The sequence below is a fragment of the Caballeronia cordobensis genome, assembly GCF_001544575.2.
In the GTDB taxonomy this organism is placed as follows: Bacteria; Pseudomonadota; Gammaproteobacteria; order Burkholderiales; family Burkholderiaceae; genus Caballeronia; species Caballeronia cordobensis.
Map to the genome: position 1 here is coordinate 430,851 of NZ_FCNY02000002.1, position 13,242 is coordinate 444,092.

10 protein-coding genes are annotated in these 13,242 nt (G+C 64.8%); 6 read left to right on the forward strand and 4 right to left on the reverse strand.

Features of this window, described 5'->3' with window-relative positions; all coding sequences use genetic code 11:
* The first annotated feature begins 63 nt into the window (after positions 1 to 63).
* The 3 genes from AWB70_RS05630 to def all read left to right on the forward strand — a co-directional run bounded on the left by AWB70_RS05630 (position 64) and on the right by def (position 4,146).
* Positions 64 to 1,326, forward strand: a complete 1,263-nt coding sequence (locus tag AWB70_RS05630) for a cell division protein ZipA C-terminal FtsZ-binding domain-containing protein (RefSeq protein ID WP_053567981.1) — start codon at positions 64 to 66, stop codon at positions 1,324 to 1,326.
* 211 nt (positions 1,327 to 1,537) lie between these two features.
* Positions 1,538 to 3,616 (forward strand): NAD-dependent DNA ligase LigA, encoded by a 2,079-nt coding sequence (ligA, locus tag AWB70_RS05635; RefSeq protein WP_053567982.1) that lies wholly within the window; start codon positions 1,538 to 1,540, stop codon positions 3,614 to 3,616.
* Complete coding sequence (def, locus tag AWB70_RS05640) at positions 3,613 to 4,146, forward strand: peptide deformylase (protein ID WP_014191121.1); 534 nt, start codon at positions 3,613 to 3,615, stop codon at positions 4,144 to 4,146. The genes ligA and def overlap by 4 nt, the downstream gene beginning before the upstream one ends.
* 51 nt (positions 4,147 to 4,197) lie before the next feature.
* Here the strand turns inward: def and AWB70_RS05645 are convergent, their stop codons facing one another.
* The 4 genes from AWB70_RS05645 to map all read right to left on the reverse strand — a co-directional run bounded on the left by AWB70_RS05645 (position 4,198) and on the right by map (position 10,115).
* On the reverse strand, positions 4,198 to 4,434 hold the full coding sequence (locus AWB70_RS05645; RefSeq protein WP_041730314.1) for a hypothetical protein: 237 nt from the start codon (positions 4,432 to 4,434) through the stop codon (positions 4,198 to 4,200).
* 256 nt (positions 4,435 to 4,690) lie between these two features.
* On the reverse strand, positions 4,691 to 6,643 hold the full coding sequence (locus AWB70_RS05650; protein ID WP_053567984.1) for a pseudouridine synthase: 1,953 nt from the start codon (positions 6,641 to 6,643) through the stop codon (positions 4,691 to 4,693).
* A gap of 6 nt (positions 6,644 to 6,649) precedes the next feature.
* The gene (locus AWB70_RS05655; protein ID WP_053567985.1) at positions 6,650 to 9,235 is read right to left on the reverse strand and encodes a [protein-PII] uridylyltransferase; all 2,586 of its coding nucleotides are present in this window, start codon (positions 9,233 to 9,235) and stop codon (positions 6,650 to 6,652) included.
* A gap of 70 nt (positions 9,236 to 9,305) precedes the next feature.
* Positions 9,306 to 10,115, reverse strand: a complete 810-nt coding sequence (map, locus tag AWB70_RS05660; protein WP_014191124.1) for a type I methionyl aminopeptidase — start codon at positions 10,113 to 10,115, stop codon at positions 9,306 to 9,308.
* Between the two features lie 377 nt (positions 10,116 to 10,492).
* Here map and rpsB point away from each other — a divergent pair, with 377 nt between their 5' ends.
* From rpsB to pyrH, 3 genes are all read left to right on the forward strand, one after another.
* Positions 10,493 to 11,245 (forward strand): 30S ribosomal protein S2, encoded by a 753-nt coding sequence (gene rpsB / locus AWB70_RS05665; RefSeq protein ID WP_014191125.1) that lies wholly within the window; start codon positions 10,493 to 10,495, stop codon positions 11,243 to 11,245.
* A gap of 145 nt (positions 11,246 to 11,390) precedes the next feature.
* Positions 11,391 to 12,272 (forward strand): translation elongation factor Ts, encoded by an 882-nt coding sequence (tsf, locus tag AWB70_RS05670; protein WP_014191126.1) that lies wholly within the window; start codon positions 11,391 to 11,393, stop codon positions 12,270 to 12,272.
* A gap of 256 nt (positions 12,273 to 12,528) precedes the next feature.
* Positions 12,529 to 13,242 (forward strand): UMP kinase, encoded by a 714-nt coding sequence (gene pyrH, locus AWB70_RS05675; protein ID WP_014191127.1) that lies wholly within the window; start codon positions 12,529 to 12,531, stop codon positions 13,240 to 13,242.

Genomic DNA, 13,242 nt, shown 5'->3' on the forward strand with positions numbered 1-13,242 from the left:
CGGCGCGATGCGCGCGGCAGATCGCGCGGCGCTTCGTAACCCAAAAAGAATGATGGAGCCTGCATGGACGAGTTGACACTCGGTTTGATTGGAGCCGGAGCCGTGGTGGTGGGCGGCGTGGTCGTGTACAACGCGTGGCAGTCGGCCAAGGTGCGTCGCAAGATGCCGCGCCCGATGCCCGACGAAGCGGCCGATGCGCTCGCGCGTCAGGAAACCGACGACGAGCAGCCGTTCATCGAGCCCGTGCGCCAGTCGCGGCGCGAGCCGGTGGCGGGCGACGGCAACGCCGAGCCGCGCGTCGAGCCGAGCTTCGGCGGCGCGAGCGCGTCGGCGGATTCGCTGGCGGAGACTCCGCCGGTCGCACCGGCCGATACCGCCGTCGATCTTCAGGCCGAGGCGACGTCGGCCAACGGCATATCCGGAAGCGGCGACAGCGATGAACGCGGCAACGAGGAAGAACGCGCCGAGCCGGTGATGCCCGCCGCGACGACCATTTCGTCCGCGCCGCCGGCGATCGTCGACCGGCGCATCGACTGCGTCGTGCCGATTCGTCTCGCCGCGCCGGTCGCGGGCGATCGCGTGATTCCACTCGCGCAGCGTCTGCGCCGCGCGGGCACGAAGCCCGTCACGATCGAAGGCAAGACGGAAGGCGATAGTGCGTGGGAGTTGCCGCGCAACGGCGCGCGCTATGAAGAGTTGCGCGCCGCCGCGCAACTGGCGAACCGCAGCGGCCCGCTGAACGAGCTCGAATTCTCCGAATTCGTGACTGGCGTGCAGCGTCTCGCCGACGCCATCGACGGCGCGCCCGAATTCCCCGACATGATGGAAACCGTTGGCATGGCGCGTGAGCTCGACGCGTTCGCCGCGCAGTGCGATGCGCAACTGTCGATCAACATCCTCTCCGACGGCGCGCCGTGGTCCGCGAACTACGTGCAGGCGGTGGCCTCGCAAGACGGCCTGCTGCTTTCGCGCGACGGCACGCGCTTCGTGAAGCTCGACGCGAAGCAGAACCCCGTTTTCATGCTTCAGTTCGGCGACACCAACTTCCTGCGCGACGACCTCACCTACAAGGGCGGCCAGATGATCACGCTCGTGCTCGACGTGCCCGTCGCGGACGAAGACATCCTGCCGTTCCGGCTGATGTGCGATTACGCGAAATCGCTGTCGGAGCGCATCGGCGCGCGCGTCGTCGACGATCAGCGCCGGCCGCTGCCCGAATCGGCGCTGCTCGCCATCGAAAAGCAGTTGATGACGCTTTATGCGAAGCTGGAGCAGGCGGGCATTCCGGCCGGCTCGCCCGCCACGCGGCGTCTTTTCAGTCAGTAACCGCCGTCGCGCGCGCGGCTGGCTGCGCGTGTTTGCCGTCGCGAAAATCGCGCCCCGCACCGGGGCGCTTTCTTTTGCGTGCGAGCCGCCGTGTCGAGGTCGCCTTCAGGTCGAACTTAGGCCGTTCGGCCGATGCCACGATTTACCGATCTTCTGAGACAATCGAACGACCGGTTGTCCGATTTAACTCACCCATTCGAATCGAAGCCGCATGTCCGCAAAAACAAAAGCCGAATCCGCCGCCGTCCGACAGTCGGGCGCTGCCGTGCCCAGCGCCGATCGTCCGGCCGAGCGCGCGGCATGGCTGCGCGCGGAACTGGAGCGCGCGAACTACGCGTACTACGTGCTCGACCAGCCGGACCTGCCGGACGCCGAATACGACACGCTCTTCAAGGAGCTTCAGGGCATCGAGGCCAATCATCCGGATCTGATCACGCCGGATTCGCCGACGCAGCGCGTGGGCGGCGAAGTGGCCGAGGGTTTTACGCCGGTCGTTCACGACGTGCCGATGCTCTCGCTCAACAACGGTTTCGCGGACGAAGACATCGCCGCGTTCGACAAGCGCGTGTCCGATGCGCTGGGCCATGCGGGCGTCGAATACGCCTGCGAGCTCAAATTCGACGGCCTCGCAATTTCCCTGCGATACGAGGACGGCCGCTTCGTGCAGGCGGCCACGCGCGGCGACGGCGCGACCGGCGAGGACGTCACGGCGAACGTGCGCACCATCCGCTCGATTCCGCTGACGTTGAAGGGCAAGAACGTGCCGAAGCGGCTCGACGTGCGCGGCGAAGTGCTGATGTTCAAGCGCGACTTCGAGCGCCTCAACCAGCGCCAGCGCGACGCGGGCCTGCGCGAGTTCGCGAACCCTCGTAACGCGGCGGCGGGCGGCTTGCGCCAGCTCGATCCGAAAATGACGGCGCAGCGTTCGCTCTCGTTCTTCGCTTACGGCATCGGCGTGCTGGAAGGCGCGGACATGCCCGCCACGCATGCGGCGCTCCTCGACTGGTACAAGGAGATGGGCTTGCCCGTGAATGCGGAGCGGTCGGTGGTCGAAGGGGCGGACGGCTTGCTCGGCTTCTTCCGTAAAGTCGGCGAGAAGCGCGAGAAGCTGCCGTACGACATCGACGGCGTCGTCTATAAAGTCGATCGCCGCGACGAGCAAGACAAGCTCGGCTTCGTCTCGCGCGCGCCGCGCTTTGCGCTCGCGCACAAATTCCCGGCGCAGGAAGCGCTGACCGAACTGCTGGCCATCGACGTGCAGGTCGGCCGCACGGGCGCGATCACGCCGGTGGCGCGGCTTGCGCCGGTGTTCGTCGGCGGCGCGACCGTCACCAACGCCACGCTGCACAACGAAGACGAAGTGCGCCGCAAGGACATCCGCATCGGCGATACGGTCACGGTGCGGCGCGCGGGCGACGTGATTCCCGAAGTCGTCGGCGCGATTCTCGAGCGGCGTCCGGCCGACGCCCGCGAATTCGTGATGCCGACGGAGTGTCCGGTTTGCGGCTCGAAGATCGAGCGCCTGCCGGACGAAGCCATCGCGCGCTGCACGGGCGGGCTCTTTTGTCCGGCGCAGCGCAAGCAGGCGCTCTGGCACTTCGCGCAGCGCCGCGCGCTCGATATCGACGGGCTCGGCGAGAAAATCATCGATCAACTGGTCGAGCAAAACCTCGTGCGCACGCCGGCCGATCTCTTCCATCTCGGCTTTTCGACGCTCGCGGCGCTCGATCGCTTCGCGGACAAATCCGCGCAAAACCTGATCGACTCGCTCGAAAAAGCCAGCAAGACGACGCTCGCGCGCTTCATTTACGCGCTCGGCATCCGGCATGTGGGCGAATCGACGGCGAAGGATCTTGCGAAGCACTTCGGCTCGCTCGATCCGATCATGTCGGCGTCGGTGGAAGAACTGCTGGAAGTGAACGATGTCGGCCCGATCGTGGCCGAAGCCATATACAACTTCTTCAGCGAAGCGCACAACCAGCATGTGATCGAGCAGTTGCGTGCGAAGGTGTCGTGGCCGGAAGGCCCGCCCGCGCCGAAAGCGCCGCAGGGCGTGCTCGCGGGCAAGACCGTCGTGCTGACGGGCACGCTGCCCACGCTCTCGCGCGAGGAAGCGAAGGAAATGCTGGAGACGGCCGGAGCGAAGGTGGCCGGATCGGTATCGAAGAAGACCGACTACGTCGTGGCGGGCGCGGAAGCGGGCAGCAAGCTCGCGAAGGCGGAGGAACTCGGTGTTCCGGTTCTCGACGAAGACGGCATGAAGAAGCTTTTGGAAGGAGTCACTCCATGATTCGCGAAATCCTGAAAATGGGCGATCCGCGCCTGTTGCGCATTGCGCAGCCGGTCGAGCATTTCGATACGCCGGAACTGCACGCGCTCGTGCAGGATATGTTCGACACGATGCGCGACGCCAACGGCGCGGGGCTCGCCGCGCCGCAGATCGGCGTCGATCTGCAGGTGGTCATCTTCGGCTTCGGTCACAACGAGCGCTATCCCGACGCGCCGTCGGTGCCGGAGACGGTGCTCATCAATCCGATCATCATGCCCAACGGGCACGACATGGAGGAGGGCTGGGAAGGATGCCTGTCCGTGCCGGGCCTGCGCGGCGCGGTGCAGCGCTTTTCGATGATCCGGTATCAGGGTTTCGATCAGTACGGCAATGCGATCGAGCGCCTCGCCGAGGGCTTTCATGCGCGCGTCGTGCAGCACGAGTGTGACCATCTGATCGGCAAGCTTTATCCGATGCGCATCACCGATTTTTCGAAGTTCGGCTTCACCGAAGTACTTTTCCCGGGACTCGATCCCGTGCGCGACGAGTAAAGGCTTCGATCCGCGAACGAACAGGGCCGCTCCGCAAGGGCGGCCTTTTCTTTACGCCAGTGTTTTCGGGCTGCCGCTGATATCGGGCTGGCGGAACAATTCGACATGCTCCGGATTGGCGGATGCCTGCAAGCGTCCGTCGGGCAGGCGGGCGATGACCATTTCGCCGACGCCGGGGCTCATCACGACGACTTCGTCGCGCAGGGCGAGCAGGGCTTCGAGCCGTCGTCGGCCGCTCACGATCTCCAGACCGGTCCCTGTTTCCCGAACGATGATTTCAACTGACATGACGCTTCTCCCTCAATGCCGTTCGATGCTGCTGATCCCGCCGCCCACCCCGTTGGCAGGCCGCGCGCAGCGCCCATCTGCCTGACAGGTGTAACGGATCGATGACTCATTTTCTTTAGCCAAAAAGCGGCCAAAAACGAAAAGGCACGATCGGGACTGCATCGTGCCAAATTGTTTGCTGAAACGTCGTTTTTTTGCGACGCAACACGCGCGTCGCGCGCGCCTCGACCGGGGCGCGCGCGATGCTGCGACTTGCTCAGAAGGTTTCGTTCGGCGCGAGATAGCGCCACTGTCCTGGCGGCAGCGCGCCGAGCGTCACCCGGCCCATGCGGATGCGTTTCAGGCCGACGACTTCCAGACCGACCAGTTCGCACATACGGCGGATCTGCCGCTTCTTGCCTTCGCGCAGCACGAAACGAAGCTGTTCGCCGTTCTGCCAGCTGACTTGCGCGGTCTTGAGCGGCACGCCGTCGAGTTCGAGACCGTGACGCAGGAGCGCGAGCTTGTCGGCGGGCAAGTGCCGATCGACGTCGGCCGTATGCTCGCCCAAGCGCACGCGCACGAGATACTCCTTGTCGACTTCCGAATGGCCGCCGATCAACTGCTTTGCGATGCGGCCGTCCTGCGTGAGCACGAGCAGGCCCGTCGAATCGATATCGAGCCGGCCCGCCGGCGCGAGCGTGCGCAGATGGCCCGGCGTGAAGCGGATGCCCGAGCGGTCCTCATCCCAGTGATTGGCCGCGTTGACCAGCGTGACGGCGGGCTCGTAGCCGTCTTCCGCCTGACCCGACACATAGCCGACCGGCTTGTGCAGCAGGATCGTGACGAGTTGCGACTGCGCGGAGTGCGCCGCGGGCAGGATTTCGATGTTCTGCGTCGGACGAATGCGCGTGCCGAGCGTGTCGATGACGACGCCGTCGACCAGCACCCAGCCTTTCTCGATCCATTCGTCGGCTTCGCGGCGCGAGCAGAGGCCGAGCTCGGACATCACTTTCGAAAGACGCACGAGGCCGTCGTGATGGTCGCGATGCTTCGGCTCGGATTCGGCGACGGGCGCGGCGGGTTTCGCCGCGGGCTTGCGCGCTTCGTCGCGCTTGGCGAACGGGCGCTCGGAATCGTCGCGGCGCGGTTTGAACGTGCGGCGTTCGTCGCTGTCCGATGCGCGTTCGCCGAACGACTTACGCGGTCCACGCTCGCCGAAAGACGGACGCGAATCGTCGCCACGCGGTTTGAACGAGCGGCGCTCATCGCCGCCCGATGCGCGTTCGCCGCGAGCCGGACGATCTTCGAACGACTTACGCGGACCGCGCTCGCCGAAAGATGAACGCGAATCGTCGCCACGCGGTTTGAACGAGCGGCGCTCATCGCCACCCGATGCGCGTTCGCCACGAGCCGGACGATCTTCGAACGACTTACGCGGTCCACGCTCCCCGAAAGAAGGACGCGAATCATCGCCGCGCGGCTTGAACGAGCGGCGTTCGTCGCTGCCCGATGCGCGTTCGCCGCGAGCCGGACGGTCTTCGAACGACTTACGCGGACCGCGCTCGCCGAAAGAAGGACGCGAATCATCGCCACGCGGTTTGAACGAGCGGCGCTCATCGCCGCCCGATGCGCGTTCGCCGCGTGCCGGACGGTCTTCGAACGACTTACGCGGACCGCGCTCGCCGAAAGAAGGACGCGAATCATCGCCGCGCGGTTTGAACGCGCGCCGCTCATCACCACCCGATGCGCGTTCGCCGCGAGCCGAACGGTCTTCGAACGACTTACGCGGACCGCGCTCGCCGAAAGCAGGACGCGAATCATCGCCACGCGGTTTGAACGCGCGCCGCTCATCGCCACCCGATGCGCGTTCGCCGCGAGCCGGACGGTCTTCGAACGACTTACGCGGACCGCGCTCGCCGAAAGAAGGACGCGAATCATCGCCACGCGGCTTAAACGCGCGACGCTCATCGCCACCCGGCGCGCGTCCTTCCGCGCCCTTGCGCGGACCGGACGCGGGACGCGAGTCATCGCCCCGCGATTTGAACGCGCGCGGCTCGCGCGGCGCATCGCCACGCCTTTCAGCGCCCGGCTGCCCGGCGCGCTTCGGACGCGCTTCCTCCGGCGCCGCCGGACGCGCAGGCTTGCGCCCGGTGGTGGTGCCGGATCGAACCGGCGAACGCGTCGCCGATGTGGGACGCGGATGTTTGGCTGTCAGTTTGACGCGCATAAAGTCTCAGGCTGCGATCGCGCGCAGCAACTCGGTTTCCACCTGGATCTGGGTGCGGTTGTTCGACAGGCTTTTGCCGTCGATCAGAAACACGTCCTCGACGCGTTCGCCGAGCGTGTTGATCCGCGCGGCCTGCACGCCGATCCGGTGTTGCGCCAGAACGCGCGCGATCGAATAAAGAAGGCCCTGCCGGTCATTGGCCGACACGGACAGGATGTAATACTGGCCGCGATCGTCGGGACGAAGATCGACGCGCGGCGTGATCGGAAACGTGCGCACGAGCCGCGAGACGCGACCCTTCGACGGCTCCGGCAAGATGCGCTCGTCGGCCAGCAGCGCGGCCAGTTGCTGTTCGACGAGATTGGCGATGTCGCGATAACTGCCGTCGTGATCCGGATGGGAAACGAGGAAGTTGTCGAGCGCATAGCCGTGGCGCGTCGTCGTCACGCGCGCATCGAGCACGGACAGGCCGTTTTTGTCGAAGTACGCGCAGATGCCCGCAAAGAGATCCGGACGGTCCTTCACGTAGACGAGCACTTGCAGCGCCGCGCCGATAGGCGAGGGCCGCGCGCGTACGATCGGCTCGTCGCTCTCGACATGCCGGTAAAGCACGCGCGTCTGCCACGCAATATCGGCGGGATCGTGCCGCAGAAAATAGCCGACGTCGAGCTGATCCCAGAGACGCTTCTGTGCATGTTCCGGCACGGTTTCGAGGCGCAGCAGCGCGAGCGCCGCTTCCTGACGCGACTTGAGTTCCGAATGCGCGTCGGGCTGCGCGCCGCCGAGCACGGCCAGCGTCGCGCGGAACAGGTCTTCCAGCAGCTTGCCTTTCCAGTTGTTCCAGACCTTCGGGCTCGTGCCGCGAATGTCCGCGACGGTCAGGAGATAGAGCGCCGTGAGCCGCCGCTCGGTCTTCACCACCGACGCGAACTGCTTGATGACTTCGGGATCGCTCGTATCCTGTTTCTGCGCGACGTGGCTCATGGTCAGATGCTGCTGCACGAGCCAGACGACGAGCTCACTGTCTTCCGGCCCGATATCGTGCTCGCGGCAGAAGCGCCGGGCGTCGACCATGCCGAGCGTCGAATGATCGCCGCCGCGCCCCTTGGCGATGTCGTGAAACAGCGCCGCGACGTACAGCACCCACGGGCGCTCGAAGTTGCCCATCAACTGGCTGCAGAACGGGTATTCGTGCGCATGTTCCGCGATCGCGAAGCGCCGCAGGTTGCGCAGCACCATGAGGATGTGCTGATCGACGGTGTAGACGTGATAGAGGTCGTGCTGCATCTGGCCGACGATGCGCCGGAAGTTCAGCAGATAGCGGCCGAGCACGCTCGTCTGGTTCATGAGCCGCAGCGCGTGCGTGATGCCTTCGGGCTGCTTCAGGATTTCCATGAACAAGCGCCGGTTCTCCGGGTCGCGCCGCCAGTCACGGTCCATCAGATCGCGCGCGTTGTATATCGCGCGGAGGGTGCGCGCCGAAAAACCCTTCACGCCGCGCGTCTGCTCGTAAAGCAGGAACGATTCGAGAATGGCGTGGGGCTCACGCTCGAACACGTCGTCGCGGGCGATTTCGAGCATGCCTTGTTTCTCGACGAAACGCCCGGAAATCACGCGCGTGATGCCGCTCGTCGACGGGAAAAGCTGCGCTTCGACATTCTGGATCAGGATGGTCGCGAGCTGCGTGACCGCCTTCGCCGCCCAATAGTAACGGCGCATGAGCTGCTCGCTCGCGCGCTTGGCCGTCGTGGCCTCGAAACCGAAGCTTTCGGCGAGCGGCGTCTGCAAATCGAAGACGAGAATGTCCTGGCGACGCTTCGCGATCACGTGCAGCCGCGCGCGCAGCGCTTTCAGAAAACCCTCGTTGCGGCGCAGTTCGCGCGCTTCGCGATCGGTGATCAGCCCGCACGTGTCCAGTTCGCGCCAGTTGCTGCCGAAGCCCGCCCCGCGCGCGATCCACAGGATCAGTTGCAGATCGCGCAGCCCGCCGGGGCTTTCCTTGATGTTGGGTTCGAGGCTGTACGGCGTGTCCTGAAACTTCGCGTGCCGCTGCCGCATTTCCAGCACTTTCGCCTGGAAGAACGCGCGCGGATCGAGCGTCTCGCGATAACGCGCGCCGAAGCGCTGGAACAGTTGCGTATCGCCGCAGACGCGTCGCGCTTCGAGCAGCGAGGTCTGCACGGTGATGTCGTTGCCCGCTTCCGCGATGCACTGTTCGACCGAGCGCACGCTGCTGCCGATATCGAGCCCGAGATCCCACGCCATGCCGATGAAGCGCTCGACGCGGCCGTTGAGCTCCGCGTCGTCGTGTTGCGGCGAGGCATCGGGCAGAAGCACCAGAATGTCGACGTCGGAATAGGGCGCAAGCTCGCCGCGTCCGAAGCCGCCGACGGCAACGAGCGTGGCCCGCTCGGGCATGTCGCAGGCGGCCCAGGCGCCCTTGAGGGCGTCGTCGGTGGCGTGCGCGAGCGCGTGCATCAGCGGCTCGACGTTCGATGCTGCCTGAAAGCGATCGATGAGCGCCGCCTTCGCCGCCTTGTAGGCGGCGCGCAGCGTTTCACAGGGCGTGGCGACGGCGGCAGTGCTGCTCATGGATCGGACGGGAAGGCGAGAGAAGGGAGGCGCGCCGGCCATCGTGGCCGTCGCGCGGACGAACGCGGAATCAGGCGGTGGCCGCGATCAGTTGCGACGGCGCCTGCGTGCCCGCCGAGACCGTCAGCACTTCGTAGCCGGTCGGCGTGACGAGCACCGTGTGCTCCCATTGCGCCGAGAGGCTGCGGTCGCGCGTCTTGACGGTCCACTGGTCGGGCATGGTGCGAATTTCGCGGCGGCCGGCGTTGATCATCGGCTCGACGGTGAAGATCATGCCCGCCTGCAATTCGATGCCCGTACCCGGACGCCCATAATGCAGCACTTGCGGCTCTTCGTGGAACACCTGGCCGATGCCGTGGCCGCAGTATTCGCGCACCACGCTATAGCCTTGCGATTCCGCGTGTTTCTGAATTGCCGCGCCGATATCGCCCAGATGCGCGCCGGGGCGCACCTGATCGATGCCGAGCCACATGCAGTCGAAGGTGGTCTGCACGAGGCGCTTGGCGAGAATCGAGCCTTCGCCGACGATGAACATGCGGCTCGTGTCGCCGAAATATCCGTTCTTGATGACGGTGATGTCGATGTTGAGCGCGTCGCCGTTCTTGAGCACCTTCTCGCCCGGAATGCCGTGACAGATCACGTCGTTCACGGAAATGCAGGTTGCCTTGGGATACGGCGGATAGCCGGGCGGCTGATAATTCAGCGGCGCGGGAACGGTGCCCTGTTCCTTCACCATATATTCGTGACAGAGACGATCGAGTTCCTCGGTCGTCACGCCGGGAACGATGCGCGGCGTGATGAAATCGAGCACTTCGCTGGCGAGCCGGCAGGCGACGCGCATCTGCGCGATATCGTGATCGTTTTTCAGCGTAATGGACATGACTTGGCTCGGAAATGCGTATAGGCGGCAGTGAGCCGCGAAAGCGGCATTATCGCACCTTAAGAAATGCGCCGCACCCGGATAGTTTCAGCCGCGGCGCGGCGGCGGGCGCGTTGTCGGCGCTCAGAACGCCGTTCGCTCCGAGCGGGCGGCTTGAGCCGGACAATCGTCACATGCTATACTTACTGGCTAAGTCGCAATCCATATTGCCGTCACGGTGTTACGAGACAATCAGGGCGCAATCGGCGAAAGCGACTTAGATTCAGCGGCTTAGTTAGTCGATACGCAAGCCGGCGCACCCAGGGTGTTCCACGCTCATATTGTAGAAGCGCGGGATGCGGCAGCCGGCTTAAGACCCAACCCTCGCGGAGAATTTCATGGCAGTCACGATGCGTCAAATGCTGGAAGCCGGTGTCCACTTCGGTCACCAAACGCGCTTCTGGAACCCCAAGATGGCCCCGTATATCTTCGGTCATCGCAACAAGATTCACATCATCAACCTCGAAAAGACGCTGCCGCTCTACAACGACGCGCTGAAGTACGTGCGCCAGTTGGCAGCGAACCGCGGCACGATTCTTTTCGTCGGCACGAAGCGCCAGTCGCGCGACACGATCGCTCAGGAAGCGGCGCGCGCAGGCATGCCGTTCGTCAACGCCCGCTGGCTCGGCGGCATGATGACCAACTTCAAGACGCTGAAGGTTTCGATCAAGCGCCTGAAGGACATGGAAGCGGCGCTGGAATCGGGTGAAACCGAGCGCATGAGCAAGAAGGAAGCGCTCCTGTTCGAACGCGAAATGGTCAAGCTGCAAAAGTCGATCGGCGGCGTGAAGGACATGGGCGGCATTCCGGACGCGATGTTTGTCATCGACGTCGGCTACCACAAGATTGCTGTCACCGAAGCGAAGAAGCTCGGCATTCCGGTCATCGCCGTGGTCGATACGAACCACTCGCCGGAAGGCATCGACTACGTCATCCCGGGTAACGACGACGCGTCGAAGGCCGTCGCGCTGTACGCCGAAGGCGTGGCCGACGCGATCCTCGAAGGCCGCGCGAACGCGGTGAACGACGTGGTCCAGGCCGTGCGCAACGGCGAAGGCGACGAGTTCGTCGAGGTCAACGAGCAGGCGTAATCGAGCCCTGCGGCCGACAAAAAAGGGGGCTTTGCGAAAGGCCCCTTTTTTTTAGCCAGCGCGATGTTTCGCGATCGTTGAAACCAATTCCTGCCGCCGGCGCTCGAAGCCGCGGCACGTATCAAACAGACTCAAGGAGCGAATGATGGCGGCAATTACCGCAAGCATGGTGGCAGAACTGCGCGCGAAGACCGACGCGCCGATGATGGAATGCAAAAAGGCGCTGACGGAAGCTGACGGCGACATGGCGCGCGCGGAAGAACTGCTGCGCGTGAAGCTCGGCAACAAGGCGAGCAAGGCGGCATCGCGCGTGACGGCCGAAGGCATTGTCACGGCGCACGTCGAAGGCGGCGTGGGCGCGCTCGTCGAACTGAACTGCGAAACCGACTTCGTTGCGAAGAACGACGACTTCCTGGCATTCGGCAAGACGATCGCCGAACTGGTCGCCAAGAACAATCCGGCAGACATCGCTGCGCTGTCGGCGCTGCCGCTGGAAAGCTCGACGGTCGACGCCGTGCGTCTCGCGCTGGTCGGCAAGATCGGTGAAAACCTGTCGATTCGCCGTTTCGTGCGCTTCGAGACCGCCAACAAGGTCGCGGCATACCTGCACGGCACGCGCATCGGCGTGCTGGTCGAGTTCACGGGCGCGGACGAGCAAGTCGGCAAGGACGTGGCCATGCACGTCGCCGCGATGAAGCCGGTTTCGCTGTCGTCGGACGAAGTGCCGGCCGACCTGATCGCCAAGGAGCGCAGCATCGCCGAGCAGAAGGCGGCCGAGTCGGGCAAGCCGGCCGAGATCGTCGCGAAGATGGTCGACGGCTCGATCCAGAAGTATCTGAAGGAAGTCTCGCTGCTGAACCAGCCGTTCGTGAAGAACGACAAGCAGACGATCGAGCAGATGCTGAAGGCGGCGAACGCGTCGGTGCAGAAGTTCGCGCTGTTCGTGGTCGGCGAGGGCATCGAGAAGAAGCAGGACGATTTCGCGGCTGAAGTCGCGGCGCAAGTCGCGGCGGCCAAGCAGTCGTAAGCATCACCCCAAGGCTCCCTTGAGGCGCGTGCGCTGTGAAAAGCGCGACCACGCGTCGAGCCTGCAGTGCCGCGGCGGATTGTCCCGCCGCAAGAATTCGGCGATCCGGTTCGCACACGAGAGCGGGCGCGGCTGGGCAGGGGTAAACCCTGATCCTCCGCGCCCGCCGCCCGATCCGGCGCGCTTGCGGTAACTAATGTTTCACCCCTACAGTTCTACGTTGTTGCAACCCTCCTCGGCGCGATCGGAACCTCATATGCCCACAGCCTACAAACGCGTACTCCTCAAACTCTCCGGCGAAGCCCTGATGGGCGACGATGCTTTCGGCATCAATCGCGCAACGATCGAAAGGATGGTGGCGGATATCGCGGAGGTGGTGCGGATCGGAACGCAGCTGGCCGTCGTGATCGGCGGCGGCAACATCTTCCGCGGCGTGGCGGGTGGCGCGGCCGGCATGGACCGCGCGACGGCCGACTACATGGGCATGCTCGCCACGATGATGAACGCGCTCGCCTTGCAGGACGCGATGCGTCACGCGGGCATCGAAGCGCGCGTGCAGTCGGCGCTGCGCATGGATCAGGTGGTCGAGCCGTATATTCGCCCGCGCGCAATCCGTCAGCTGGAAGAGGGCAAGGTGGTGATTTTCGCGGCCGGCACGGGCAACCCGTTCTTCACGACGGATACGGCAGCCGCCTTGCGCGGCTCGGAAGTCGGCGCCGAAGTCGTGTTGAAGGCGACGAAGGTCGATGGCGTATACTCCGCCGACCCGAAGAAGGATCCGAGCGCGACGCGCTACAGCACGATCAGCTTCGACGAGGCGATCGGCCGCAACCTGCAGGTCATGGACGCCACCGCGTTCGCACTGTGCCGCGACCAGAAGCTGCCGATTCGCGTGTTCTCGATCACGAAGCCGGGCGCGTTGAGGCGCATCGTGCAGGGCGACGACGAAGGGACGCTCGTCCACGTGTAA